The 26,442-nt window shown below is 45.5% G+C and carries 22 protein-coding genes and 1 pseudogene; 12 read left to right on the top strand and 11 right to left on the bottom strand.

Going from position 1 to position 26,442, the window contains the following annotated elements; genetic code table 11:
• The first annotated feature begins 90 nt into the window (after positions 1 to 90).
• From KFE26_RS08875 to KFE26_RS08865, 3 genes are read left to right on the top strand one after another with little or no spacing between them, the layout of a single operon-like run.
• On the top strand, positions 91 to 1,155 hold the full coding sequence (locus KFE26_RS08875; RefSeq protein ID WP_212600185.1) for an efflux RND transporter periplasmic adaptor subunit: 1,065 nt from the start codon (positions 91 to 93) through the stop codon (positions 1,153 to 1,155).
• A gap of 12 nt (positions 1,156 to 1,167) precedes the next feature.
• A complete protein-coding gene (locus KFE26_RS08870; protein ID WP_212600184.1) occupies positions 1,168 to 4,419 on the top strand; it encodes an efflux RND transporter permease subunit in 3,252 nt (1,083 codons plus the stop codon).
• Complete coding sequence (locus tag KFE26_RS08865) at positions 4,416 to 7,463, top strand: efflux RND transporter permease subunit (RefSeq protein WP_212600183.1); 3,048 nt, start codon at positions 4,416 to 4,418, stop codon at positions 7,461 to 7,463. The genes KFE26_RS08870 and KFE26_RS08865 overlap by 4 nt, the downstream gene beginning before the upstream one ends.
• Before the next feature lie 115 nt (positions 7,464 to 7,578).
• Here the strand turns inward: KFE26_RS08865 and KFE26_RS08860 are convergent, their stop codons facing one another.
• Positions 7,579 to 8,673 carry a hypothetical protein gene (locus tag KFE26_RS08860; protein ID WP_212600182.1) on the bottom strand — a complete coding sequence of 365 codons (1,095 nt, stop codon included), beginning with the start codon at positions 8,671 to 8,673 and terminating at the stop codon, positions 7,579 to 7,581.
• Positions 8,674 to 8,697: 24 nt separating this feature from the next.
• On the bottom strand, positions 8,698 to 9,018 hold the full coding sequence (gene yqfB / locus KFE26_RS08855; protein WP_028759694.1) for a N(4)-acetylcytidine aminohydrolase: 321 nt from the start codon (positions 9,016 to 9,018) through the stop codon (positions 8,698 to 8,700).
• Positions 9,019 to 9,356: 338 nt separating this feature from the next.
• Between yqfB and KFE26_RS08850 the strand changes: the two genes are divergently transcribed.
• The gene (locus tag KFE26_RS08850) at positions 9,357 to 9,554 is read left to right on the top strand and encodes a DUF2986 domain-containing protein (RefSeq protein ID WP_028759693.1); all 198 of its coding nucleotides are present in this window, start codon (positions 9,357 to 9,359) and stop codon (positions 9,552 to 9,554) included.
• A gap of 260 nt (positions 9,555 to 9,814) precedes the next feature.
• On the opposite strand, the gene KFE26_RS08845 is transcribed toward KFE26_RS08850, so the two are convergent.
• Positions 9,815 to 11,356: an MATE family efflux transporter gene (locus tag KFE26_RS08845; RefSeq protein WP_212600181.1), complete on the bottom strand. Its 1,542-nt coding sequence runs from the start codon at positions 11,354 to 11,356 to the stop codon at positions 9,815 to 9,817.
• 45 nt (positions 11,357 to 11,401) lie between these two features.
• Entirely contained in the window at positions 11,402 to 12,259 is an 858-nt protein-coding gene (locus tag KFE26_RS08840) for an ion transporter (RefSeq protein ID WP_212600180.1), read from the bottom strand.
• Positions 12,260 to 12,431: 172 nt separating this feature from the next.
• Between KFE26_RS08840 and KFE26_RS08835 the strand changes: the two genes are divergently transcribed.
• The 3 genes from KFE26_RS08835 (at position 12,432) to KFE26_RS08825 (ending at position 14,355) form a co-directional block, all read left to right on the top strand.
• Positions 12,432 to 12,944 carry a murein L,D-transpeptidase family protein gene (locus tag KFE26_RS08835; protein WP_028759690.1) on the top strand — a complete coding sequence of 171 codons (513 nt, stop codon included), beginning with the start codon at positions 12,432 to 12,434 and terminating at the stop codon, positions 12,942 to 12,944.
• Positions 12,945 to 13,118: 174 nt separating this feature from the next.
• Entirely contained in the window at positions 13,119 to 13,802 is a 684-nt protein-coding gene (locus tag KFE26_RS08830; protein WP_212600179.1) for a VOC family protein, read from the top strand.
• Between the two features lie 292 nt (positions 13,803 to 14,094).
• Entirely contained in the window at positions 14,095 to 14,355 is a 261-nt protein-coding gene (locus KFE26_RS08825) for a DUF5062 family protein (RefSeq protein ID WP_006081993.1), read from the top strand.
• Positions 14,356 to 14,509: 154 nt separating this feature from the next.
• On the opposite strand, the gene KFE26_RS08820 is transcribed toward KFE26_RS08825, so the two are convergent.
• On the bottom strand, positions 14,510 to 15,448 hold the full coding sequence (locus KFE26_RS08820) for a M23 family metallopeptidase (protein ID WP_409437983.1): 939 nt from the start codon (positions 15,446 to 15,448) through the stop codon (positions 14,510 to 14,512).
• Positions 15,449 to 15,746: 298 nt separating this feature from the next.
• Positions 15,747 to 16,619: a 6-carboxytetrahydropterin synthase gene (locus tag KFE26_RS08815; protein ID WP_028759687.1), complete on the bottom strand. Its 873-nt coding sequence runs from the start codon at positions 16,617 to 16,619 to the stop codon at positions 15,747 to 15,749.
• Positions 16,620 to 17,088: 469 nt separating this feature from the next.
• On the opposite strand from KFE26_RS08815, the gene KFE26_RS08810 reads away from it, so the two are divergent.
• On the top strand, positions 17,089 to 18,087 hold the full coding sequence (locus tag KFE26_RS08810) for a cytochrome-c peroxidase (RefSeq protein ID WP_105252705.1): 999 nt from the start codon (positions 17,089 to 17,091) through the stop codon (positions 18,085 to 18,087).
• Between the two features lie 159 nt (positions 18,088 to 18,246).
• On the opposite strand, the gene yejK is transcribed toward KFE26_RS08810, so the two are convergent.
• Positions 18,247 to 19,275 carry a nucleoid-associated protein YejK gene (gene yejK / locus KFE26_RS08805; RefSeq protein WP_006081997.1) on the bottom strand — a complete coding sequence of 343 codons (1,029 nt, stop codon included), beginning with the start codon at positions 19,273 to 19,275 and terminating at the stop codon, positions 18,247 to 18,249.
• 77 nt (positions 19,276 to 19,352) lie between these two features.
• Between yejK and KFE26_RS08800 the strand changes: the two genes are divergently transcribed.
• Together KFE26_RS08800 and KFE26_RS08795 are read left to right on the top strand one after the other, a co-directional pair.
• Entirely contained in the window at positions 19,353 to 19,571 is a 219-nt protein-coding gene (locus KFE26_RS08800) for a YejL family protein (RefSeq protein ID WP_011847036.1), read from the top strand.
• 66 nt (positions 19,572 to 19,637) lie between these two features.
• Complete coding sequence (locus KFE26_RS08795) at positions 19,638 to 21,425, top strand: DUF3413 domain-containing protein (protein ID WP_212600178.1); 1,788 nt, start codon at positions 19,638 to 19,640, stop codon at positions 21,423 to 21,425.
• Positions 21,426 to 21,771: 346 nt separating this feature from the next.
• Here KFE26_RS08795 and KFE26_RS08790 read toward each other — a convergent pair whose 3' ends face one another.
• Complete coding sequence (locus tag KFE26_RS08790; RefSeq protein WP_212600177.1) at positions 21,772 to 22,878, bottom strand: NADH:flavin oxidoreductase/NADH oxidase; 1,107 nt, start codon at positions 22,876 to 22,878, stop codon at positions 21,772 to 21,774.
• 118 nt (positions 22,879 to 22,996) lie between these two features.
• Here KFE26_RS08790 and KFE26_RS08785 point away from each other — a divergent pair, with 118 nt between their 5' ends.
• Complete coding sequence (locus tag KFE26_RS08785) at positions 22,997 to 23,863, top strand: LysR family transcriptional regulator (RefSeq protein ID WP_212600176.1); 867 nt, start codon at positions 22,997 to 22,999, stop codon at positions 23,861 to 23,863.
• An 84-nt stretch (positions 23,864 to 23,947) separates the two neighbouring features.
• Here KFE26_RS08785 and trmY read toward each other — a convergent pair whose 3' ends face one another.
• From trmY to KFE26_RS08770, 3 genes are all read right to left on the bottom strand, one after another.
• On the bottom strand, positions 23,948 to 24,544 hold the full coding sequence (trmY, locus tag KFE26_RS08780) for a tRNA (pseudouridine(54)-N(1))-methyltransferase TrmY (protein WP_028759682.1): 597 nt from the start codon (positions 24,542 to 24,544) through the stop codon (positions 23,948 to 23,950).
• A 627-nt stretch (positions 24,545 to 25,171) separates the two neighbouring features.
• Positions 25,172 to 25,471, bottom strand: coding sequence for an ATP-binding protein (locus tag KFE26_RS08775; RefSeq protein WP_249195629.1), 300 nt, complete (start codon positions 25,469 to 25,471; stop codon positions 25,172 to 25,174).
• Complete coding sequence (locus KFE26_RS08770) at positions 25,468 to 25,665, bottom strand: hypothetical protein (protein WP_249195628.1); 198 nt, start codon at positions 25,663 to 25,665, stop codon at positions 25,468 to 25,470. Before KFE26_RS08770 ends, KFE26_RS08775 begins: the two co-directional genes overlap by 4 nt.
• A gap of 17 nt (positions 25,666 to 25,682) precedes the next feature.
• Here KFE26_RS08770 and KFE26_RS08765 point away from each other — a divergent pair.
• Positions 25,683 to 26,006: pseudogene (locus KFE26_RS08765) on the top strand (efflux RND transporter permease subunit); the annotation flags it as partial.
• Between the last annotated feature and the right edge of the window lie 436 nt (positions 26,007 to 26,442).

Genomic DNA, 26,442 nt, shown 5'->3' with positions numbered 1-26,442 from the left:
GACTAATAGACTGAAATTAAACAACTTTAAGTATTGGCATGGTTTCTGCTAACAACTGACATCACAATAAAGACAACAGGTAACATTCTTATGGAAAAGTCAAAAATTGCTCAATTCACCCTGCCACTGCTAATGATTTCGATGCTAGCAGCCTGTGGTGAGGAAGAAGTGGTCAAAAAAGAAGAAAAATATGCCATTCCCGTCGAAACCACTACAGTGATGCAAGGAAACGTTTCTTCTTTTTACAGTACAACTGCCACCTTAGAAGCGCCACAGGAAGCCAATGTAGTGAGTCGTATATCAGGACTCATTGAATCTCTCGCTGTTGAAGAAGGTGACCGCATTCAAAAGGGCCAAGTGCTCGCTGTTATTGATGCCAAGAGGCAGCAATATGATTTAGACCGCTCAGAAGCCGAAGTCAAAATCATCGAACAAGAATTAAATCGTCTGAAGAAAATGAGCAACAGAGAATTTATCAGCGCGGATTCAATGGCCAAACTTGAATATAACTTGCAAGCCGCTATCGCTAAAAAAGATCTCGCCGAACTGCAAGTAAAAGAAAGCCGCGTACTGTCCCCTATCAGCGGTGTAGTTGCTAAACGCTATGTGAAAGCTGGCAATATGGCGAAGGAATTTGGCGACTTGTTTTATATAGTCAACCAAGATGAACTCCACGGTATAGTTCATTTGCCAGAGCAACAGCTTGCGAGCTTAAAACTCGGCCAAGAAGCACAAGTGTTTAGTAATCAACATAGCAAGAATGCTATCCACGCCAAAGTGTTGCGCATAAGCCCGATTGTGGACCCACAAAGTGGCACCTTTAAGGTGACACTTGCTGTGCCAAATCAAGAGGCGCGCCTTAAAGCTGGCATGTTTACCCGGGTTGAGCTCAAATACGATACCCACGAGAACGTGATTACTGTTCCCTACAGCGCCTTGATTAACCAAGACAACAAACAAGCGCTTTATGTTATTGATGGTACCAATGCGAACCGTCGTGAAGTCGAAATTGGCTACCGTGAAGGTGATTCGGTAGAAGTGATTACAGGTATTAACCCCGGTGAGCAAGTCGTTACCCGTGGCCAGCAAAACTTGAAAGACCAATCCTTAGTCGAAGTGATCACCCCACTCGATCTTGCTTCCGCTAAGAACTGATAGGAGCCTTTCATGTCAATTATCAGCACTTCCGTTAAACGGCCAGTCACGGTATGGATGTTCATGCTGGCAGTGATTTTATTCGGTATGGTGGGATTTTCCCGCCTAGCGGTGAAGTTACTGCCAGACTTAAGCTATCCCACATTAACCATTCGCACTATGTATGACGGTGCGGCGCCAGTTGAAGTCGAACAGCTCGTCTCTAAACCAATTGAAGAAGCCGTTGGCGTGGTCAAAGGCTTACGTAAAATCAGTTCTATTTCGCGCTCAGGCATGTCAGATGTGGTGCTTGAGTTTGAATGGGGCACAACAATGGATATGGCGAGTTTAGATGTACGTGAAAAGCTCGACACTATCGCTCTGCCACTTGATGTTAAAAAGCCCTTATTACTGCGTTTTAACCCCAATCTCGACCCCATTATGCGTCTTGCGCTGTCTGTGCCCAATGCCTCAGAAGCCGATCTCAAACAAATGCGCACCTATGCAGAGGAAGAGCTTAAGCGTCGTTTAGAGGCGCTATCTGGGGTCGCCGCAGTGCGTTTATCTGGCGGCCTAGAGCAAGAAGTGCATATTCAGCTCAATCAAGAAAAACTGTCGCAGCTCAATCTCAATGCCGATGATATTAAACGTCGTATTAATGAGGAAAACATCAACCTCTCTGCGGGTAAAGTGATCCAAGGTGATCGCGAATACTTAGTACGAACGCTAAACCAATTCAACTCATTAGATGAACTCGGCCAAGTGATCGTCTATCGCGATGAGCAAGCTTTAGTCCGTTTATTCGAAGTTGCTACCATCACAGATGCCTACAAGGAGCGTAGTGACATCACCCGCATCGGCAGTCAAGAATCGATTGAACTGGCCATTTATAAAGAAGGTGATGCAAATACTGTCGCTGTCGCCAAAAAACTGCGCGATGAACTCGTCAAAATCAATCAAGACCCTAAGCAAAATAAGCTCGAAGTGATTTACGATCAGTCTGAGTTTATCGAAAGTGCGGTCAGCGAAGTCACCTCTTCTGCGCTGATGGGCAGCTTGTTATCTATGCTAGTGATTTACCTGTTCTTGCGTAATATCATCCCGACACTGATTATTTCTATCTCGATTCCCTTCTCAGTCATCGCCACCTTTAACATGATGTATTTTGCCGATATCAGCTTAAACATCATGTCATTAGGTGGTATTGCCCTTGCCATCGGTCTCTTGGTCGATAACGCCATTGTGGTATTAGAGAACATAGACCGCTGCCGTAGCGAAGGCATGAGTAAATTAGAAGCTGCAGTGACGGGGACTAAAGAAGTGGCAGGCGCAATTTTTGCCTCAACACTCACCACTCTTGCGGTGTTTGTGCCGCTAGTATTTGTGGATGGGATTGCCGGCGCCCTCTTCTCAGACCAAGCGCTAACGGTCACTTTTGCACTGTTAGCATCGCTATTAGTCGCGTTAACGTCCATTCCAATGCTGGCATCACGTGAAGGCTTTAAAACCTTACCCGCGCTGATAAAAACGGCACCTAAGGATAAACCCACCACTAAAATGGGTAAGCTTAAACACTATAGTGCGACTGTGTTTTCCTTTCCTATTCTATTAATTGTTAGTTACTTACCCAGTGCACTACTGACCTTAGTGTTGATTTTAGGCCGCTTCTTCTCATGGCTTATTGGTCTAGTGATGCGCCCGTTAAGCTCAGCATTTAACTTTGTCTACCACAGTATTGAGAAGGTTTATTACAAGCTTCTGGCCTCGGCGCTGCGCCAACAAAAAGCAACACTGTTACTCACGATTGCAATAACAGGCGCTTGTATTAGCTTATTACCGCGACTTGGTATGGAGCTTATTCCGCCAATGAATCAGGGCGAGTTTTACGTGGAGATCTTACTGCCGCCGGGTACGGCAGTGAGCGAAACCGACAAGATATTACAGCAACTTGCACTGTCCATTAAAGACAGAGCCGAAGTTAAACATGCTTATAGCCAAGCCGGTAGTGGCGGTTTGATGACTTCGGATACTGCCCGCGGGGGTGAAAACTGGGGCCGCTTGCAAGTGGTGCTTAACGACCACAGTGCCTATAACGCAGTCACTCAAGTATTACGTGATACTGCGCGCCGCATTCCTGAACTTGAAGCGAAAATTGAGCAACCTGAGTTATTCAGCTTTAAAACGCCACTGGAAATTGAACTCACAGGTTACGATTTAAACTTGCTCAAACGCAGCGCAGATAGTCTCGTCAAAGCATTATCCGCATCGGAGCGTTTTGCCGACGTGAACACCAGTCTACGTGATGGTCAACCTGAGCTAAGTATCCGTTTCGATCATGCAAGGTTAGCGGCTCTAGGAATGGATGCGCCAACGGTTGCGAACCGTATCGCCCAACGTGTTGGTGGTACTGTTGCCAGTCAATACACAGTGCGTGACCGTAAGATTGATATTCTGGTGCGCAGTGAACTCGCGGAGCGGGATCAAATCAGCGATATCGATGCCTTAATCATCAATCCGAATAGCAGTCAGCCTATTGCATTAAGCGCAGTTGCAGAAGTTTCATTGCAATTAGGCCCATCTGCGATTAACCGCATCAGCCAACAACGTGTGGCTCTCGTATCAGCTAACCTCGCCTATGGTGATTTAAGCGATGCGGTTGCACAGGCGCAGCAGATACTATCGCAACAAGTGTTACCCGCATCGGTTCAGGCCCGTTTTGGTGGTCAAAATGAGGAAATGGAGCACTCATTCCAATCACTCAAAATTGCCCTTATCTTAGCGATTTTCTTAGTATATTTAGTCATGGCGAGTCAGTTTGAATCACTATTACATCCCTTGCTTATCCTCTTTGCCGTACCTATGGCATTAGGTGGCAGTGTACTTGGGCTTTATATCACCCAAACTAACTTGAGTGTGGTGGTATTTATTGGCCTTATCATGTTGGCGGGGATCGTCGTGAACAACGCGATTGTGCTTGTGGATCGGATCAATCAACTGCGTAGCGAAGGTGCTCAAAAACTTGATGCCATTCGCGATGCAGCTAAATCGCGCCTACGCCCGATTATGATGACAACCCTCACCACGACCTTAGGCTTATTGCCGATGGCGCTAGGTCTAGGTGATGGCTCAGAGGTGCGCGCACCGATGGCGATTACGGTGATCTTTGGTCTGAGTTTATCAACACTACTGACCTTAATTGTGCTCCCAGTGCTCTATGCCCTGTTTGATCGAAAAGAATACGCAGCAACAGGCTCACATGTAAACGTAGAGGAGGCTCGCCCATGAACCTCACCCGTTTAGCCATTAAGCGCCCCGTAACCACCAGCATGTTCTTCTTTGCTATCTTGCTGTTTGGTCTCGCCTCGAGTCGCCTATTACCGCTGGAAATGTTCCCCGGTATTGATATCCCACAGATAGTGGTGGAAGTGCCTTACAAAGGCTCGACCCCTGCTGAAGTGGAACGCGATATAACCAAAGTGCTGGAGGAATCCCTCGCGACTATGGGGGGGATTGATGAGCTTGAATCAGAATCCTCCCAAGAAGGCGCCGAAATCGAAATCAACATGAAGTGGGGGGAAAACGTTGCCACTAAGAGCTTAGAAGCGCGGGAAAAAATCGATGCAGTGCGGCATTTACTGCCCAAGGATGTGGAGCGGGTCTTTATCCGCCAATTCTCCACCGCCGACATGCCTGTGCTCACCATACGCATCTCAAGTGATCGTGAGCTTTCAGGTGCATTCGATCTACTCGATAAACAGCTCAAGCGTCCGCTTGAACGTGTTGAAGGTGTCTCTAAGGTCAGCCTGTACGGCGTTGAGCAAAAGCAAATTGAGGTACGCATCAATGCCGATCGCCTTGCCGCCAGTGGATTTTCAGCCACAGATTTGCAACAACGTCTCAGCAGAGAGAACTTTGTGCTGAGCGCTGGCACACTCAGGGCCAGTAATATCGTTTATCAAGTTTCACCTAAGGGTGAGTTTAGAAACCTTGAAGATATCAAAGCACTAGTACTGATCCCCGGATTGACCTTAGGCGATATCGCCGATGTGCAATTTGCCCTACCTGAACGTATCGAAGGTCGACATTTAGATAAGCACTATGCCGTGGGTTTGGATGTGTTTAAGGAATCTGGCGCTAACTTAGTCGAAGTGTCAGACCGTGTCATGAAGGTGATTGAGCTTGCGAAGCAGGACCAACAGTTCCAAGGTATTCGCCTATTTATCATGGAAGATCAAGCCTCTGGAGTAAAATCTTCACTAATGGATTTGCTGCTTTCAGGGTTAATCGGTGCACTGCTGTCCTTTGTCGTGCTGTACTTATTCCTGCGTAATTTTAAAATGACTTTAGTGGTTGTGTCATCCGTGCCTATTTCAATCGGTATGACGCTCGCCGCTATGTATCTACTCGGTTACAGCTTGAATATTCTGTCTATGATGGGACTCCTGCTCGCCGTCGGTATGCTTATTGATAACGCTGTGGTTGTCACTGAGAGCGTACTGCAGGAAAAACAAGGTAAACACCCTAAAGACAATGAAGAGTCTGTCATGACGGGGGTCGATAAAGTGTCTCTGGCAGTATTGGCAGGCACAATGACAACCGCCATTGTATTTTTACCTAATATTTTTGGCGTAAAAGTCGAGATCACCATTTTTCTAGAGCATGTTGCTATTGCGATTTGTATTTCACTCGCCGCGTCGCTATTGGTCGCAAAAACCTTAATCCCTTTGATGTTGACTAAGTTTCACTTCGACATCGCACCCGAAAAGGATGCAGGTAAATTACAACGTTTTTACAATAATACCCTAGATTGGGTATTGCTCAGACCTTGGCGTTCAGGCGTGATTGCTGTAGCGATCCTCGCATCCACCGCCCTGCCGCTATCTATGGTTAAACAGGACCAAGAAGACAGCGAGAGCAATGAGCGAATCTACATTAACTATCAAGTAGAAGGTCGACATAATCTCAATGTCACTGAGGCAATGATCAACCAAATGGAAGAGTATCTTTATAACAATAAAGAGGAATTCCATATTGATTCTGTCTACAGCTATTATGCCTCTGACGATGGCTCATCGGTGATCCTCCTAAAGAAAGATTTGCCTATGTCAGTGGATGAGTTAAAAAAGAAAATCCGCAGTGGCTTCCCTAAGTATTCCATCGCCAAACCGCAATTTGGCTGGGGCAATGACAACTCTGGCGTGCGAGTCACACTGACAGGGCGTTCAACCTCTGAGCTGATTAATTTGAGCGAGCAAGTTATTCCTTTGTTGCAAAACATCAAAGGATTGCAAGATGTTCGCTCCGAGCTTAATGGCGCTCAGCAAGAAGTGATTATCCGCATTGATAGACAAATGGCGGCGCGGTTAGATTTAAAACTCAATGAAATTGCCTCAAGTATCTCCATGGCACTGCGCGGTTCACCGCTACGATCCTTCCGCCACGATCCTAATGGCGAGCTGCGCATCGAAATGGCCTACGAGAAAGAGTGGCAAAAGTCACTTGAGAAACTCAAGCAGTTACCCATAGTACGCCTCGACCAAAGAGTGTACACCTTAGATAATCTGGCGAAGATTGAGATCCAACCCCGCTTCGATACTATCAAACACTTCAATCGCCAAACCTCGCTGTCGATTGGGGCTAACTTAGAAAACCTCACCACAGAAGAGGCGCAAACTAAGATCAAGCAAGTGATGGAAAATATCCGTTTCCCCGATGGTTACGACTATTCACTCCGTGGTGGCTTCGAGCGCCAAGATGAAGATCAGAACGTGATGGTGACTAATATGCTCTTGGCTGTCGCGATGATTTATATTGTTATGGCGGCGTTGTTTGAATCTCTACTGTTACCAACGGCGATTATTACCTCAATCCTATTTTCCATCACAGGTGTATTCTGGGCGCTGTTTATCACAGGCACCCCAATTTCTGTGATGGCAATGATAGGTATCTTGATTTTAATGGGGATAGTGGTGAACAACGGTATCGTTCTGGTGGATCAAATCAATCAGATGACACCGGATCTCGACAAATTGTCTGACACCATTCGGGAGGTGTGTATCACCCGTTTGCGGCCAGTGTTAATGACAGTAGGTACAACAGTACTGGGATTAGTCCCACTGGCGATGGGTGATACCCAAATCGGTGGCGGCGGCCCGCCATATTACCCCATGGCAATCGCCATTATCGGTGGCTTATCGTTCTCGACAGTGACTAGCTTGTACTTAGTCCCCCTGTGCTATCAAGCATTTTATCGGATGCGTCATCGCGCAGCGATTCGCTTAGGCCAAGCCGATCACTTTGCAAAAAAACTGTTACCTTGGACGGTTTAGTTGTCTTGGATAGCTGATGTTCTTGAACAGTTCAGCAATCTTCGACAACTTAATATGCCATTGAATTTGTAATAAAAAGGCTGCTGTGCGGCCTTTTTTATTAAAAAATAATTAATTATTGCCTTAACGGCGCGACAATCACCTGACCTTGCGCAGTTTGCGTCCCTCTAAAAAAGTCGTTGCTATTGAGTGATAACATAATACCTTTACTGAAATTATCCCCTAGTCGATACCAACGACGCTCACCGGATGTATTCGAAAATGAGCGAAAAGCGATGGGAAACACCTTTCCTTGCGTAAAATCAGTTTGCTCAGCAACATCATATGCAAACATGTTAAATACTTCCTGTACCCCTTCCTCAAGATACTGGCGTAACGGCTGACCATTATCCGCTAGCCATGTCTTAGCCTGTTTTGCAGCGAACGCTTGCTCATCTAAAGGCTCATTAACCGCGGCTAAGGCTTTGTCACGCTTTTTAATCTCCCTTAAACGTTCACGCATGCCATCAGGCAATTTGGCATACTTGGCATTAATTTTCGCAAGATACTCCTGCTTTTCTTCTTCGGTGCGGAGTCTATCCACATAGGGATTTGATTTTGATTGGTATAGGAAGCGGTTTTGGTAAAGCAATTGCGGCTTTGCCCCTTTAACGGCACCTTGATACAGCTGGACCTGTAACAATACATGCAGCATTGTGTTATCCGGTGTTAAGCTGTATTCCGGTGTAAGGATAAGCGCAGTATCATCTGGTGCTAATCCTAAGGTTTTAATTCCTTTTGAAGGCCATTCATCATAAACCTTCACTTGATTGTCAGCCAATTGAGGCAAGGTCGTGATCAACATTTGGTACTGCTTCTCATAGGCCTTTTTTAAGGTATCGCCCGCAAGTAACTCTCTAATTTTTGTTATCGCTTCTTCTGCATCAGTCTCTCGGGATTCATTAATTGCAGCCTCTGTCAAACCGACAATTAAACCGCCAAGCGCCCCTGCAGTGACACCCGCTGCAGCTAACGTACCATCAGATGTGCCATATAAGTGATACTGAGCTCCTAATTTTTTATTTGATAAATCAACGACTAATTGTGCATTATTGAGCTTTTCTTGTTGGTTAGTATCAAGGTTTACCTTGTAGGGGGCTATGGTACAGGCCGATAAAGTGCTCACAGCCAATATCACCAGTAAAGGGGTTTTAAACATCAAGACTTTCATTTCAACTCCTTGTAATAAATATTTTTATTTTTCTCTCACCACACAAAACTGAATTTGAAACAACTGTTCAAGTCCAGGATAGATCTCGTTAATCACCCGACGAAGCTCAGAGAGTGACATATTTTCCTGCTTGGCATGTTGATCTGACAGATCAGAAAATAAAATAGGCACGACATCAATAATATGGATATCACAAAACCAGCGGTCGGTTTCGAAGGTTGAAACGGGAAGCGTTTGACCTGCAATCACATGGGATTCCGTTTCATCACGCAATGTAATGGTTTTAGTGCCACTTAATATATCGTGCTCAAAGCGCTCAAAAAAAGTGATTTTAGTTAATAACACACATCTTCCTCGGCTCAGGATATGAGCAATAAAATAACAGTAGAGTCAATTTTTCAAACTCATAATGCTAGGCAATATAATGGCTTTTGATCCACACTGACAGCATACACCGCAGAATTTGCAGCATTTGTCGTGTGAAATACTAACAGCGCCGTTTAAGTCAAATTGTTATGCTAACGCCATTTAGCAAAACTAGTTCCCAAAGAGTAGCCGTTGTTTTCGACAAAATTCAGCAAAACATGGTCAGTTCGCTCAGATTGAGTTAGAATCCCGCCTCAATTGAGCCCTTGGCCTCATATTCCTGCGCGTAGCGGGTGCGAAACGAAATTAGAGACGTCATGAACAAGAAACAAAAGATCATCAAGAAAATAGCTAAACGCGCTAAGGCCAGACTGAATAAAGTCGACCCAGTGACTATCGGCTCACCTGCAAAATCAGGTTACATCTCTAAGGCTGATCGCGCAAAAATGGCGGCATCAGAAGCCGCGACTGAACAAGTCGAAGGCCAACAAGACACGCCAAGTATTGAAGAATAAGCAGTAACGAAGAATAAGCAGTAACGAAGAATAAGAAGTTCAGCAGAATAGTCTTTTAGCGGCGTATTTTGGCATTGTTAGCTTAATTAAATGAAGTGCAAACGCCGTTTCAAACAAAATGCCACAAGCAATCTTGTGGCATTTTGTTTTTCAGCATTCCTATCATTAGCAGCTTTCTGACTGCTCCTCATTATTAAGAGCTCATTTTTATCTGCGTTCTTGCCCACAGCTTCTACACGGCACAGCTAAGCCACATAACGTCAATTAGGCTTTTTCCCCTCGTCTAAATAGGGCAATACGGGCTCATTTTCTTGCTCCTCCGTTAATTGCGCCATCTGCACGCACGAGGATGAAAGCGGATTGGTCGCACTCGGTAAGTTCTGTGCAACACAATTAGCGATTTCCTCTTCCTCACTCAGTACTACATTACGGGGGATAGCATTCGCAGCATCAAGATTAGGCGCGGCTGAAAACTGTGCCTGCGCCGCCACTTTATCCACTAAACGATAGGCAACCCACACACCTAATGTACCAAACAAAATAGACCCTAAAATTTGCCCAATCAATACACCGTAAACACCACCCCAAAGCGCACCAAAATACACAAAGGGCACAGTGCCTAAAGTGGCTTTACCTACGTTAAATAGCGTGGAATATTTGGCCTTGCCAAGGTTATTAAAGGACGCATTCGCCACAAATAAAATCCCAGAAAAGATAAAGAATACTGCGATATAACTGCAGAAAAAGTGAATTAGATCAGCGCTGTCGCCCTTCATATCAAACACACTGACCAAATGTGACTTAAGCATAAACAGCAGCAAAGACATTACCAGCACATACACAGTACAAAACTGAATCGCCCGCGTTAAACTCTCACGTACTCGGTCAAACTGACCTGCGCCAAAGTTTTGCCCAACAATAGGTCCAATCGCGCCGGACAGTGCAAAGATCATCCCAAAAGCCACAGGGATTAAACGCCCCAATACTGCCCAGCCTGCCACATAAGCATCACCGAAATCGGCGATCGCTCGGGTCACAAAGGCATTTCCGATGGGAGTTGCTACATTGGTTAACATCGCAGGGCCTGCAATGGCAAAGATGGGCTTAAGATCAGCGACAAAATGTGCCTTATCAAAATGGCCTAACAACTTATGCTTAACCACCACACCGCGAGCGGCAATCACAAATACCGCCACCCGCGCTAAAACGGATGCCAATGCAGCGCCTTCAATCCCCATGGCGAACATGAAGATAAAAATCGGATCGAGTACCGCATTAACCCCGCCCCCCGCTAAGGTCGACATCATAGATAACTTTGCATCACCCACGGCGCGCAAAGCCCCGCCGAGTGCCATCGCAAGACAGATAAAAGGCAAGGAAGGCACGAGAATATACAAATAGCTCGCAGCAAGCTCTGCTGTATGACCACTAGCGCCTACTAAGCCAACTAGCTCAGGAATGAAGATGGTGACCACAGCCGCCACCAGCACACTAATCAGTGTCGTCACAACCGCGCTATTGAGTAATAAGCGCTTTGCCAACACCACCTCTTTTGCGCCAATCGAGCGAGACACTAAAGCCCCTAATGCAATCGATAAACCAATTCCAATCGATGTGGTAAAAAACGAAATACTCCCCGCATATCCCACGGCCGCCGCAAGTTCATGCTCTCCCAATAGGCTCAGGAAAAAGATATCCAGTAAATCCACGACAAATAAGGCAGAAATCCCTACCGCGGCGGTCGAACTCATCACTAAGATATGGCGTAATATGGGGCCTTCAACAAACTTGGCTTGCGTCATACGTGTCTTTTACCTACAAAAAATAAAAAGTGTTCGCCGAAGTCATCATGAAACGCCTTTATCGACAGGCACATCCAAGCTATCTAACTCACATCCACAACGACTACAATACATGGCATCAATATCATGACCTGTCTTATGGCATTGATTACACGAGCGTAAATCTCGATGACGCCCTACTTCTTGGGATATCTCGGCGGTTAAAATCCCCGTTGGGATTGCGATAATAGAGTAACCAATCAGCATAGTAAAAGCCGCAATCGCCTGACCTAATCCGGTTTTAGGAGTAATGTCGCCATAACCGACTGTAGTAATAGTCACAATTGTCCAGTACACAGATTTAGGGATCGAACTGAAACCATTATCAGGCCCTTCAACCACATACATTACTGAACTCAGTACCATAACGATCAAACTGACCGAGAAGAAAAACAAAAAAACCTTACGACTCGACTGCATCATCGCCCTAAGCAGCACATTTCCTTCACTCAAATAACGCAGTAATTTGAGTACGCGGAAAATCCTAAACAGCCTAAGTATCCGGATGACTAAGGTAAAGTTAGCACCAGGGATCAGCAACGCCAGATAACTTGGCAATACCGATAACAAATCCACTAAACCATAAAAGCTGCGAGCATATAACACAGGATGAGTCGCGCAGTACAAACGTAGGCCATATTCAATCGTAAAAATAATGGTGAATACCCATTCCAACACAGAAATAAGCTGGCCGTATTCGCGATGGAATATCTCTACTGTGTCGAGGAACACTAAGCCGACACTCAACACAATACACACCATGAGGGTGATATCAAAATAGCGGCCAGCGGGAGTATCAGTGCCAAAAATAATGGTACGTAATTGACGTTTTAACGGACTTTCGGATTCGATATTCTCAGACATACAAACTTTTACTTCCTTGCAACAAACTGACTAACACAGGGATTACAGCATAAATATGCCACGAGTCTGCCATGCAATTGCACCTAGCTCAAAATTATCTACTCACAGTAGGATAAAATTGCGGTATGATGCCGAAAAAAGCCAACAACCTGTGTTTATTTTCGAGGACTTCATGCGCGCCACCCTACTTTCCACATTGACATCTCTCACTGTGACTATCGCGGCTCTCGTTTCACCCGAATTACATGCCTCTGGCATGGGTAAAGTGGATCTGGTGGTGATCACTAAATCCGAATCCAGTATGGCTTTATTGCGCGATGGCAAAGTGCTCAAACAATATCGTATCGCCATGGGTGACCTACCCGCTGGACACAAATTAAAGGAAGGCGATCAACGCACACCACAGGGGCGTTATACCCTAGATTATAAAAAGCCAGATAGTGCTTATTATAAATCGATCCATATTTCCTATCCTAATGAAGAGGATAAACTCAGAGCCAAAGCCTTAGGCATTAGACCCGGAGGCATGATCATGATCCACGGCCAAAACCCTAAGTCGTCACTGCCACCAGAACAAGCCCAGCAATACAACTGGACTGACGGCTGTATCGCGATTACCAACGCCGAAATGGATGAAGTGTGGAAAGTGGTCGATGAAGGAACACCAATTGAGATTTGGCCTTAACCTTAGCCAATATCCAGATGGCAAAATGCCAAATAGATAATTGAACGATATCAAACACGCCCAGCTTAATGGGCGTTTTTATTTAACCATTAAAAGCATGATGTTAGTTGTAATAGTCTCAGTCATTTACTTAAGGGATAAAACTAACGCCAATAGAAATGCCTTGGAGTATTTATGCCTAAATTCAACGAGCCTGTTGCGCCGCACAGTGCAAACCTCAGCTATGAGCAATTAATCCAATACTGGCCAGCCTTTGAAGCACAAATTGTCGCCTTCCTTAAGACCTTAGATTTAACAGATAAAGCACTGTTTTGCGATCACGTGGCATTACGTGTTAACTCTATCGCCAGTGCCAATGCACTGAAAGACGCCTTTAGCCGCATAGGTAAAATCATTTCAGACAACATCATCAATGGCCGTACGATTCTGATCATCGAGCTAGACACGCCACTCACACTCGGTCAATTTAGCATTGCCTGCGTCGAGCTTCCCTATCCTAGTGATAAAGTTTATCCACAGGAAGGCTGGGAGCACATAGAGTTAGTTATTGATTCTAAAGCCAAAGATTGCGATACCTTGAGCCAAGATTTACTGGTCTTATGTCCAACACTCCGCCCTTTACTCAACCTAGGACTGAGTCCATTGCCGCAATCTGAGCAGACAGCTGAATCAGAGCAGTCAAGATTACCAGACTTGCCATCCCTTGCTGAGATTAAAGTCAAAATGAGCTCGCCCAAAGGCGATAAAGAACGTTTAGCCAATCCAACTATCGCCTTTAAACGCGGCAATGTGTGCATTAAAGTGCATCCCCATGGCATAAAAGCGGTCATCGCGAGCGAACAAGTATCTGAATGTTAAGTCAGACTTAAACTCAGGCAGATAAAACTGAGCTTAGATTTTCATCGGCACTTGCCTTAGCTAAAACCTACGACAGTAACTGAGTTAACACCTGAGTTGATCACAATTTAATCAGATTCAATATTCTCGTTATTTTTAGGTCAGTTTTTTGGTAGTTTTGTCAAAAATCGCCAAAATTAAATCTAAAAAACAGCATATTTAGCGTAACTTAGGACATATAACTCGCAGATGCCATCAGGCACAAATTATCGTGTCCAGTAGATGGATGCTATGTGCAAACAGAGGATCGCCAATGAAGCCACACAAGAACGAAGCACAAATATTGAAGTTCGCCATGGAAATCGGCGTGGGCTATGCCAAAAAACGCGGATATGCAGACTTCGACAAAGGCATCTCACCCAAAGACAAAGTGGAATGTATTTACCGTTTATTGGTCACTGACAACTTGATTCAGCCACTGGCCAAAGATAAAGAAGATGGGCCAAACATGAAACATAAACTGATTTTATGGATCACCCGCCAACTGCCTGCTGATCATCCACTGTTGAAGTAATCTTTTTAGGCGACTCGGTTAAAAATGATTATTGGCAAGCAGACATTTGAAGCTAGCCTAGAAAGAAGCCAACTCGCTAAGTGTTCACGATAAGGATCACCATTAAATGGCGCATTATTGCGCCATTTAAGTGAGCCAGAACTGGATATCAAACCTAGCCCTTTTTGGCCGCTTTGTTGGCTTTCTCATTCGCTAGCACTGTTGCCATTGGCGGCACTATGGTTGTAGGGTCGAGGCGCATTTGATACCAGTTCACTCGCCAATCTAAGTGTGGGCCATTTGCACGGCCTGTTGCGCCCACCTCTGCAACAGCTTGGCCTTGCTTAACCGCTTCACCCGCGTTGACGTACAGCTTACTCAAGTGCAAAAAACTCGAACTCACGCCATAACCATGGTCGATCACCATAGTCCCGCCCGAATAAAACATGTCAGGCACAGAAAGACTAATAACACCATCGGCAGGGGCGACCACTACAGTGCCGGTTTTCGCCGCCACATCCACCCCAAAGTGTGGATTACCGGGTACATCGTTATAAATACGTTGGCTACCATAAACCCCTGAAATACGCCCCGTCAGCGGCCAAATAAACGCCTGTAAAAATGCAGTTTGCTCACTAAATGTTGCCCGTGCCGCTTTCACCTGCGCCGTGTCTTTCGCCGCTCTTTCCTGCGCGACGGGATCAGGCTTCATAATCTTCGAGCTAATGCCCTTTACACTTTGAATATCGTACTCTCGCTTGGTTAAGGTTAAAGGCTTAACCTCAGTCAAACCATCGGGATAAACCAAGGTTAGCTGCTGGCTCAGTTCACCGTCGCGATCAAAACCAAAGGCAAAATGACCATCAGGCGTGACCTTGATGGCTTCACCATTTAAGCTAATCTGAGTGCCCGCTGGCGCTTGACCCCGCATTAATGCGCCTTGCTCTAACTTACCCTGTAAACTCACCTCAGCTTGTACCTGAGGCGCAATGAGCACTAGGCCCAAAGTGAATAATGCCGATAAGCAGCGCACTGGATTTGAACTTAGGGGGGCTCCACCGTGAGATAAAAATTGTGATACTTTATTTCCCAACATCTTATTATTTTCCAGCATCTTAGTTTCCAATATTCTAGTTTCCAACATCTTCAAAAAATCCTTATCGATGGGCAATAGGGATCAAGACCCACTAAATACATTCATCGCGACACAAAACGCAGCCGAATTCAATCAATGCCACGTTAACCTAACGCACCATAAAAATCGATTCTGCAAACCCACATCCCTGTCGTAATCTCAGTTCAGCCTATGATAAAAACAAACAAAAAAGCCCCGATAATCTATCGAGGCCTATTAAATCCGTGATTAAAAGGTGAATAGTTTAAGTCCATTCACTTATATCAGCTCGTAGTGCCTATCCCTTAACGACGATCGCGCCCTTGCCAACACCTTCAAACGCCACCACTTTAAACTGACTTCCTGGCACTTTAGCGACTAATGTCGTGGCAATATAATCGGCTAACAACTCAACCGTCGTGTCGTGGGGAATTAAATCACAGCATTCCTTTGGCATTGCCAATTGGAAATCCCCTTGGGGGGCTTGGTAATGAAAACCATAGTGGCTGTCATCGGTTATCCGCGTTTGCGGCGAAAGATTAAGGGTCTTAACTGAAACCAAGTCCTCTTCACTGCCTAAATAAATATCGTGCCAACGTTTGGCCCAATACTCATCCCACTTAGGTGCTGGACTGCCATTTTCATAAACGTGAATAGGACTACGATGCCCATGGGCGATACGCTGACAATTACCATCGTGTTTACGTAAACCATGGCTGTAATGGTAATAAGGCGTATCGAGGATTTCGTGTCTTAAGGTGAGCGTGATCCCTTCGACATTCTTAGGTAAAGCTTCGCGCAACGCTTTCTGTAAAAAGGCATTCACGCTGGGAATATCAATCTCTTCGGTCGGCACTAAGGCAAAGGCTTGGGAAGGACAGGCCAAATGAATTTCACCTAACTGACTATCAAAATCCATCCATACTCTATCGCCCTGCTGTTGCCATCGCACACTGCTGCAGGCCGTAGGCACTAATAAACGATGATCGGCCACCGCATCTATGGTCTGCTTAATCGTACGTTTGACTTTAGCAAAATCGAGTACCATGTTTTGCTCGTCTAATCCGCCCTCTAGCAGAACATCAACAATCCAACTCTCCCCCACCATGCCGCGCTTTGGGCACAAATAGGAAAAATCGATCACAGTTAAATCTTTGACAAACAATTGCATTAACGCTCCTCGGCAGAAAAACAGTCCGCCTATGTAATTTTATAGCACCGCTTGGCGATGGCCGAGCATGCTAACTTGAGGCACTCAACACGAGTTAACTCAACATGAACAGAGATTCTAATCAATTCCGTCTGTTGTCGCGACAAATGAATCCACTCGGCCTAATATTTTGTATCAGATGTGTGTATCAGGTAGTCGAAAATCCAGCAATGCAACTCATTGCAACCATCAGGTACCGATAGGCAGAAAGCAACAATGCATCGACCTTGTCGATTAACAGATAAAGCCTTAACAGAAATACCACTCAACCTAGCAAAATAACAACGTAAAAACAGCGAATTAGATCGCAAAAGCTTAATCCGCAACAACGATAGACCCAATCGAAACAAAGCATTATCACTCAGCATTATTAACCGCTAGCATCCCTGTTAAACCATACAAAAACCAAGGTTATATAGGGAGAAATAAGATGACCAAACTTACATCTATCGCAATCTTCATCGCAGGTATGTTAGCCAGTACCCATGCTATCAGTGCAGAACCCATCGAAGTCATTACAGCAGCCAAGATCACTGAGCCTGAAAAAGTTGAATTAGGTAAAATGCTGTTCTTCGAACCCAGACTGTCTAAATCTGGCTTTATCTCTTGTAACTCTTGCCATAATTTATCCACTGGTGGTGTCGATGCTCTGCCAACGTCCATTGGTCATCATTGGCAGGAAGGCCCAATTAACTCGCCCACAGTGCTTAATGCCGACTTTATGCTGGCTCAATTTTGGGACGGTCGTGCCAGTGATTTGAAAGAACAAGCCGCGGGCCCTATCGCCAACCCGAAAGAGATGGGCTTTACCCATGAACTCGCAACTGAAACTATCGCCTCTATGCCCGCCTACCGAGCGCACTTCGCCAAGGTCTATGGCGATGAAAAAGTCACAATTGACCGTTTAACCGATGCGATTGCCACCTTTGAAAAAACCTTAGTCACCCCTAATAGCCCCTTTGATCAATATCTTCTGGGCAAGCAAGAGGCCATCAGCGCGAATGCCAAAGCGGGTTACCAACTCTTCAAGGATAAAGGTTGCGTGAGTTGCCATAACGGCCCCGCAGTCGGTGGAACCATGTATATGAAAATGGGACTCATCAAACCGTTCCACACCAATAACCCAGCAGAAGGTCGTAAGGGCGTCACTGGTAAAGAAGCTGATAAATATGTGTTTAAAGTGCCGACACTACGCAATATTGAACTCACCTATCCCTACTTCCATGATGGCAGTGTCTGGACCCTGGAAGAAGCGGTGAATACCATGGCAGACATTCAATTAGGGCAAAAACTCTCTGACCAAGAAGTGAAAGAAATGGTCGCCTTCCTTGAGTCCTTAACGGGCGATCAGCCGCAAATCACGCTACCTATTTTGCCACCATCGAATAAAGATACGCCACGTCCAGTGCCATTTAGCTCCAATAATTAACATAGGCAACGAGTCACTGACTAAGAAGTACTCACTTAGCTGTACTCACTTAAGCATAGAAACTAAGTCAGCGCGACTTAGCACAGCAAAAAGGCCGAGAGTAAACACTCTCGGCCTTTGGTTATTCTTTCGCTTAAAAAACGATGGATTAATTAAGTGCTATTCGCCTTTAAGGCGACGATCAAGCTGATCTTTTAAGTTTGCTGGCACACCTTTGATTAAAATCGTGTCCGAGATGGGATCGTAAATCACCCGTTGACCTAAGTGGCCGCCATCAAAACTTAACGTTACGCCGCCACCTGTACCAGAAAACTTCTTCAATTGGCGCAGGGTCGATTTATCGGCCGGAAACTCTTCATCGAGATCATAACTGCCGCCACGGGCAAAATCATAGAAGGAGTCCATACCTTGATCGGCTAACTCATCGGCCAAGTCTTTGATCTCAATGTCAGCGCCTTCATCGAAACGCTCACTACAGTATTCAAACACTTTATTACGGCACTGCTGACGCTCGTCTTTCGTCAACTCACTACTGGCAACAAAATCTTCAACCGCATTCATTAAGGTTTTGTTTTGCGCCTTCGTGTTGACGCCTTCTACGCAGCCCATAAAGTCGAGGAAAAAGTCGGCGACTTTACGTCCCGCACGGCCACGGATAAAGGAGATGTACTTGCGAGAATCCTTATCGGCTTGCCACTCAGTTAAATCGATACGCGCCGCGAGTTGGATGTTATTTAAATCCAAATGGTTATTTTGCGACAGTTCCATATCGTCTAATACTGTCATTGACGACTTCGCACTTAATAAAGCCACAAACAAATAATCGCTGGTGATGCTGGTATAGCAAGACATCAACAGGAAACCGCCTTGACTGAAGTCGTACTTTGACAATTCTTCTTGCAGTAATTTACTGGCTTGACCGGAAAACTCCACAAACCCTAAATCACCGCCACGGTATTGAGTTAGCGCATTGGCAAAGGCGGGGTTCGCCTCACCGTCGTCACCATGGATACCAAAATAGCCAAAACCTTTACCGGCCTTTCCCGTATATGTCTGATGCAACTCGTCGAGCATCACCTCGACCGCCTGACCGTTCAGCAGAGGTTGAGGACGTAAACGGCAGCGTAATTGCCCCTGACTGTCCTGAGAAATCTCGTGAATAATTGCGTGTTCGATGTTAATACTCATAAGCCCTGATAGTGATACTGGGATAAATCCGCTATTATATGCCGCTAATCCATTCCAAAGTGAAACATTTTTTGATTATGGCAATCCAATCGAAATACTCAAACACCCAAGTTGAATCATTAATCGCCGAAATATTGGCTGTGTTAGAAAAGCATAAAGCACCGACTGACCTGAGCCTGATGGCATTGGGTAACTGCGTGACTAACCTGCTAGAACGTAAAGTGCCCAGCGAATCGCGCCAAGCCGTGGCCGAACAATTTGCAAAAGCACTCGCACAATCGGTTAAATCCCAGTAAGTTAACTGGGTAATAATCATCAAAAGAATATAAGATACAAGGCCTTTTAGGAATAAGCGGATCACTATGGTCGAGCGAAAAAAGCAAATGAGCCGCGATCGGGTTTCCCGGCTCATCAACTGGGGGCATTGGTTCGCCTTCTTCAATGGCTTATTAGCCATGATAGTCGGAAGCCGATACCTTGGCAGCGTGGGTTATCCAGAAACTTGGTATGGCTGGTTTTATCTGAGCGTCAGCACTATTGGTCAGTTTAGCTTTCTCGCCTTTATCGCCTATTTGATCTGCCTATTTCCACTAACCTTGATATTGCCCTATTCAAAGATATTAAGAGGTGTCGCGGCGGTGATCGCGACCCTAAGTCTTTGTATCTTATTGTACGATACCATTGTTTACGCCGATTACGGCATGCACTTGAGCCCCTTCGCCTTCGATTTAGCTTGGGCTGATCTCAATGCCCTGCTCCGTGGTACTTCTTATATCGTCACACCGCTGGCCATCATCGCCATTGAACTGACCATGGCCAATTTTTTGTGGAAACGCATAGAGAAAATCCAAAAACTCAATTTAGGCAATAAAGTTATCACCTTAGTGTGTATCTGTTTTATCAGCAGCCACTTGATCCACATTTGGGCCGATGCCGCCGATATCACCGAAATTACCCGTTTCGACGATACTTATCCTTTATCTTATCCCGCGACTGCTCGCTCCTTTATGGAAAGTCACGGTATCGATGGTTCATACCAAGGCGATGACGTCAATCACAACACCAGTGTACTCAGCTATCCAGAGCAGCCACTCACCTGCCAAGCCGACACGAAAATCAACGTGTTGATGATTACCATCGACAGTTTGCGGGCGGATATGGTCGATGGTAAAAGCATGCCATTCCTACAACAATACACTGAAAATAATCAATCTTTTACCCAGCATTTCAGCGGCGGCAACCAATTTAGAACGGGCATGTTTTCACTACTCTATGGCCTGCAAGGCAGTTATGGCGATGCGCGAATTTTTAATAGCACCAGTCCTTTACTGACCAGAAGCTTTCAACAAGCAGGCTATGAATTGGGGCTTTTCCTCCCTGAAACCAATCTCAATTTGCGTTCATCACAAGCGATGTTTAATGACTTTAATCCTGTCGTAGCCAAAGAAACCAATGGCAGTGCCGATGCCGATTTGCACACAGTGGCCAGTTTTAACGAGTGGCACAGCATCCAACATAAGCCTTGGTTGGCGCTCGTTAACTTAAAAGCGCCAGAAAATTTTGATACTCCCGTGGGTTTTCTGGGTATCGAAACAGTGAAAGCCAATACCGACCTTATGCCAGCGCAAAAAGTACTGTTTAATCAATATCGCCAATCTCTGTATTTTGTCGATCAACAACTCAAGGCGATGCTGGCCAATGTGTCCAACGACACCTTAGTGATTATCACTGGGGTCAATGGCAAAATGTTCACCAGCAACAGTGATGAAGCTAATCGCAACCTGTCACCACAGAGTGTCAAAGTGCCATTAGTGATCCACTGGCCGAATACGGGCGCTTCTAAGGTCAAATACCGCACCAGCCATTACGGCATTGCGCCGACTTTAATGACCCACGTGCTAGGTTGCACCAATAACACAACAGATTACAGCGCTGGCCGCAGCCTATTACAACCTGACAAAGAAACGTGGATCTATATAGGTGATAGCCGTATTTTTGCTATCTATCAAGAAGCAGAAGTGACAGTGATTGACCGCCACGGTAAATATCGTATTTACGATGAAAACTATGAACATAGGCTCAATAAAAAAATGAGCGCGCCTGAATTGATTGAAGTGATGCGTGAAGGTCGACGTTTCTATAACCACTGAGCTTCATCATCTTAGTTAAAAAAGCCCCATTCCCGCAGGATTGGGGCTTTTTTTATTCCCTAGTGACTGGATGAATACGAAATGCACGAAGCTTGGATTTAACTGCGTGGGTTGAAGGGACCGCGTGGAGAGTATCTTGAAGCTAGTCTCTTGTAGCTAGTCTCTTGTAGCTAGTCTCTTGTAGCTAGTCTCTTGTAGCTAGTCTCTTGTAGCTAGCCTCTTGTAGCTAGCCTCTTGTAGCTAGCCTCTTATGATGGACCTTACCTGCCACTAAAGCCAAAAGCCGCTATCGCTAGATAACGGCTTTTTAAGGCTTAGGCTTAAATCAACTCAAGTCACTCTACAATCAATCGGCTTTAACCGTAGAGTAGCGTGCTAACCAATGGGCGTAGGAAGCGGGTAATACCCAAGATGGGCGCGCAATTTTCAAGGTTTGCGCTGCTTGATACGGCCAATGTGGATTCGCTAAAAACGCTTTACCTATCATCACTAAATCCATTTGCTCATCTTCAATGGCCGCATTGGCTTGATGTGGATCATCCATACCCCAAGAAGTCGCAACGGGGAACCCCACTTCTTGACGAACCCGCGCTGCAATAGGCGCCAAAAATGCAGGACTCCATGGAATATTTGCCGTTGGGGTCGAGAAGCAAATGCTGACGTTTAACATATCGAGCCCAGCTTGCTTAAATTGCTTCACCAAGGTTATCGATTCCGTCAGTGTTTCTTCATCTTTATGGTCGAATTCAATCACGCCAAATCGCGCCGTTAAGGGTAAATGCGATGGCCAAACGTCTCTTACCGCGGCAATGGTTTCTAACAAAAAGCGCCCCCGCCCTTCGGCACTGCCACCATATTGGTCGGTGCGTTGATTGGCATAGGTTGAAAAGAAACTTTGGGCTAAATAACCGTGGGCGAAATGCAGTTCTAACCATTCAAATCCTGCGGCTAAAGCACGCTTTGCTGCCGCCACAAAGTCGGCTTTAACCCGCTCAATGTCCTCAATCGTCATAGCGGTAGGCACTTTAGGTAAGTTTGCGCCAAATGCGACAGCTGATGGTGCAATCGGTTGCCAACCTCGCGTGTCATCATCGGCAATATGGTCATCCCCTTCCCACGGGATATTGGCACTCGCTTTACGGCCTGCATGACCAATCTGAATGCCTGCAACAGCACCCGCATTTTTAATCGCACTAGCCACTTTTGCTAAGCCTTGTGCTTGTTCGTCATTCCATAACCCAAGGCATTTGGGGGTGATACGGCCTTCAGGAGAAACCGCAGTGGCTTCAACCACAACAAGACCCGCTCCGCCACGGGCAAGGCCAGTGTAATGCACCTGATGCCAGTCATTGATGAGTCCATCAGTGGCTTGGTATTGGCACATGGGTGCAACGGCAATACGGTTTTTGAGTGTGATGTCTTTAAGTTTGAAGGATGAAAATAGATCGGCCATGGTGTTTCCTGTGTCAAATAGAATCAAAAAGGTATTTGAATACTGAATGACGACAGACTAGTCTTATCGTGCCATAATTAAAAGCACATACAGATTATATATTTGATAAATTTTACTTATGATAAATCCACAGTGGTTACACACCTTTAGCGTGCTAGTCGAGAAAGGGAATTTCACCCGCACCGCCGAAGCTATAGGTATCACCCAAGCGGCTGTGAGCCAGCATATCAGTCGCTTAGAAGAAACCTACGGCATACTGTTTTTACGCCGCACCCGCCAGCTTGAAATCACTCCCATAGGGGAAAACCTGCTGACCTACGTCAAAGAAGTTGAATGCGCGCAAAAGCGCTTACAGCAGAAACTGATCCATGATGATGCCAATGTCGGTGATATTAGCCTTATCACTCCAGGTAGCATTGGTTTAACGCTCTTTCCACTATTAATCGAATTACAACAAGCCTTTCCGGCGTTAAGCATTCGCCACCGTTTTGCACCTGATAGTGAGATAGTGGCCTCAGTGTTGGCCAATGAACATGAAATCGGCATGGTAACCTTAAAACCTTCCGATCCTCGTATTCACAGCACACATTTTACCGAAGAGCCGCTTGAACTTGTGGTACCGGCGAGCCATAAACAACATGAATGGACTGATTTACAACGGCTAGGGTTTATCTCCCATCCCGATGGTGAGGCTATGGCGACTCGGCTGCTTAGCCGTAAATATCCAACTCACCCCGGTATTCAAGAGATCCCCTGCAAGGGATTTACCAACCAAATCAGCCTCATTCTCGAACCTGTCGCAAAAGGGCTAGGATTTACGATTATCCCGCAATACGCCCGCAAAGCCTTTGAACGACAAGAAGATATCTATGTTGTGGAATGTGGTAGCCAAGTTGTAGATACCATTTGGCTTATCCACCGCGCGGAATGGCCCTTGTCACGCAGAGCCCAAAAAGCGATTACATTTTTAAAGGGGAAAATATAAAACCCCATTAAAAAATGGGGCTCGACACACACGTTGCCACACAGGAATAGTCAGCGTTAGCAACGGATACATAAGACTCAGAGGCTATTGATTGATATCCAATTCATTATGGATCAATACCACGCACTGAGAAGCAAACAGCATCTTTGGCCCTAAACTGATCTTTTGCGCACCAAGTCGTTTCAAGGTATTAAAACTTTTCTTCGGCATAGGAATATGATCGGTCAGTAAAAAGCACGGATTACCCACAAATTCTTGCTCACGGATTGATGTACCCTTCTTATCCATCATAAACAATTGATAATCCACCGCGAGGTCCTGTACCAGCTTTTCAAAACTGATAGTGCTAACACTGATGCCCTCGTCAACAACACGGGTTTGCTCCTTCGTCATGCCCCGAGAAATATCTAAGGCTTTGGCAATTTTAGTGAGCAAAGCTTGCTCGTGAAAACCACCAATATGGCAAATATTTCGAGTATCGAAGCAAATAGTGCGGGAAAAATCATGGGTACTTTCTAGCACCAAATAAACGACAACATCGTTTCGATGGGACTGAGCCACAAAGATAGTGTTCATCAGGGTATGAGCTAAAATCTCGGTATGCGCCTCTTGGCCGACAGAAGCCAAAAACAACTGACTGTCAGTAGGTGCTGATCTTGCTCGTAAAACAAACGCGCGCATAGGTAAATGTCCTACTCAATAATGTCTTAAATGCTAAATGGCGGATGCATATAATTTGTGAAATTGACGATTTCGCCTTGAAAATTTTTGCCTTTTGCCTTTTGCCTTTTGCTGTGCCAAAGCCTGCCTAATCACTCGAACTTGAACCTTAGTCGCAAGCAGCGTTAGTCATATCGGCAGCGAAAAGGTATAAAAAACAAAACCCGTATAGCAATGCTAACACTGGGTTTTGTTTTACTTAACTGCTGGTTATTTTAATGATTAAAACAAACTAACAAAAAGCATCTAATTTGATCGGTCTGAGAGGATTCGAACCTCAGACCCCTGACACTCTATAACAGTGAACCGCTTAATCATAACCTGCTAAATTTAAACATAAATTATGTGATTTTGCACGTTTTAATTACCTCGAAAATTTATGTACAGTTACACGCAAATGCGATATCAAGGCTACAAGTACAACAAATTGAGCGTATTCAAACAAAATAACATCCCATTAGTTGTAATCAATATCGAATAACAACCAATGGGATCTAGAGAATATCTACAATCCCTGCATTTTCCCGATTCAGCAATGTGCTCTGGCGTGGTGACCATACGTGCAGGAATCACTAAGCACATCACCGTTCATATAGATAATTCCAGTATCAGGATGTAGTTAAGGGGAGCCTTAACAGGCCAAGAAAGAACGAATATTGTTCCTCCACGACCCGATGGCTGGCAAACCACGTGGCCGCCGTGAGCTTCAGCAATTGTCTTAACCACTGCGAGACCGAGTCCACTGCCACCACTTTTTCGAGAGCGAGACGGATCAACTCGGCGAAATGCTTCGAATACGTAGCTTGCTGCCTCATCAGGGATACCAGGGCCTTCATCTTCGACGCAAAGATAATAGCTTGCCCCCGAGCGGTAAAATCGTACAGTCAAAGTGCCAGGTTCTGCATGCTGGCGCGCATTTTGAACTCGGTCAAAGTCAGATCCAGTGCCTGCTGCTGACCGTTACAGATTACGCTAGCCTCGTGACTGTCTAAGTCGATTTGGAACGGGCCGACGCGCAACATTTGGGTATTTATAGGCGTGTTAGTGCGATCGCGTCGCAATACCGCCTGCACCCTAGCCACCACCTCGGCCTATCGGCAAAAACGCTATCCTCATCGTCGAGTTCGCCCGCCAATTGCATGCCGAGGGCCATACGCTGATAGATGCTGCAGTGACTGCTGCACGCTTGCGTCTACGGCCAATTCTGATGACGTCATTGGCATTTACTCTCGGAGTGGTGCCCTTAATGCTTGCGAGCGGTGCCAGCGCCGAAACTCAGCATGCAATCGGTACTGGCGTATTCGGTGGCATGCTCAGTGGCACCTTGCTGGCAATATTCTTCGTACCGGCGTTTTTTGTCTTTGTCATCGGCACACAAGAGCGCTTGAGTGCCTGGCTTACGCGGCATAATACAGCCAAATAGCCTCAGGAAATGAGCTGACGCCTCGCTAATGCTCTGTAGGAGTTTCGTGACACGAGCCAACAGAGCACTAGCGCTAGTCAATATATCTGTCATCATTTAAAAAGCTGGAAATATAGGTTCAGTAATCACAATAGTTTCAGCTTATAAGGCACTTAATCAAGTCTGTGAACACTCCAATCAAATAGTAATGTAATGCCGAACTCGCCCACAGGGAACGATTAGCTTTATGGAAAAGTGAGTACTTTTAACCTATATACCGCGCGATATAAAGAAGATGAAGCCATCGAAAAGTGAGCAAAATCCATCGAATCTAATTCTGCCGACAAATAAAAAAGAGAGGCTACATTAGCCTCTCAAAAAATAGCAGGGGAGTACTTTAACTCAAGCAATAATTTTATTGCTAATATTTACGATGAATAAAACTTGAGATGTTGTG

This window comes from Shewanella sp. M16 (assembly GCF_018224605.1).
Lineage (GTDB): Bacteria > Pseudomonadota > Gammaproteobacteria > Enterobacterales > Shewanellaceae > Shewanella > Shewanella oncorhynchi.
The sequence above is the reverse complement of the archived record's forward strand: the minus strand, read 5'-3'. Positions and strand labels throughout refer to the sequence as shown.

Excerpts from the sequence above, each read along its gene's own strand:
- KFE26_RS08875 (WP_212600185.1), top strand. The coding sequence starts at position 91 with ATGGAAAAGTCAAAAATTGCTCAATTCACCCTGCCACTGCTAATGATT.
- KFE26_RS08870 (WP_212600184.1), top strand. The coding sequence starts at position 1,168 with ATGTCAATTATCAGCACTTCCGTTAAACGGCCAGTCACGGTATGGATG.
- KFE26_RS08865 (WP_212600183.1), top strand. The coding sequence starts at position 4,416 with ATGAACCTCACCCGTTTAGCCATTAAGCGCCCCGTAACCACCAGCATG.
- KFE26_RS08860 (WP_212600182.1), bottom strand. The coding sequence starts at position 8,673 with ATGAAAGTCTTGATGTTTAAAACCCCTTTACTGGTGATATTGGCTGTG.
- KFE26_RS08850 (WP_028759693.1), top strand. The coding sequence starts at position 9,357 with ATGAACAAGAAACAAAAGATCATCAAGAAAATAGCTAAACGCGCTAAG.
- KFE26_RS08845 (WP_212600181.1), bottom strand. The coding sequence starts at position 11,356 with ATGACGCAAGCCAAGTTTGTTGAAGGCCCCATATTACGCCATATCTTA.
- KFE26_RS08840 (WP_212600180.1), bottom strand. The coding sequence starts at position 12,259 with ATGTCTGAGAATATCGAATCCGAAAGTCCGTTAAAACGTCAATTACGT.
- KFE26_RS08835 (WP_028759690.1), top strand. The coding sequence starts at position 12,432 with ATGCGCGCCACCCTACTTTCCACATTGACATCTCTCACTGTGACTATC.
- KFE26_RS08830 (WP_212600179.1), top strand. The coding sequence starts at position 13,119 with ATGCCTAAATTCAACGAGCCTGTTGCGCCGCACAGTGCAAACCTCAGC.
- KFE26_RS08825 (WP_006081993.1), top strand. The coding sequence starts at position 14,095 with ATGAAGCCACACAAGAACGAAGCACAAATATTGAAGTTCGCCATGGAA.
- KFE26_RS08820 (WP_409437983.1), bottom strand. The coding sequence starts at position 15,448 with ATGCTGGAAAATAATAAGATGTTGGGAAATAAAGTATCACAATTTTTA.
- KFE26_RS08815 (WP_028759687.1), bottom strand. The coding sequence starts at position 16,619 with ATGCAATTGTTTGTCAAAGATTTAACTGTGATCGATTTTTCCTATTTG.
- KFE26_RS08810 (WP_105252705.1), top strand. The coding sequence starts at position 17,089 with ATGACCAAACTTACATCTATCGCAATCTTCATCGCAGGTATGTTAGCC.
- yejK (WP_006081997.1), bottom strand. The coding sequence starts at position 19,275 with ATGAGTATTAACATCGAACACGCAATTATTCACGAGATTTCTCAGGAC.
- KFE26_RS08800 (WP_011847036.1), top strand. The coding sequence starts at position 19,353 with ATGGCAATCCAATCGAAATACTCAAACACCCAAGTTGAATCATTAATC.
- KFE26_RS08795 (WP_212600178.1), top strand. The coding sequence starts at position 19,638 with ATGGTCGAGCGAAAAAAGCAAATGAGCCGCGATCGGGTTTCCCGGCTC.
- KFE26_RS08790 (WP_212600177.1), bottom strand. The coding sequence starts at position 22,878 with ATGGCCGATCTATTTTCATCCTTCAAACTTAAAGACATCACACTCAAA.
- KFE26_RS08785 (WP_212600176.1), top strand. The coding sequence starts at position 22,997 with ATGATAAATCCACAGTGGTTACACACCTTTAGCGTGCTAGTCGAGAAA.
- trmY (WP_028759682.1), bottom strand. The coding sequence starts at position 24,544 with ATGCGCGCGTTTGTTTTACGAGCAAGATCAGCACCTACTGACAGTCAG.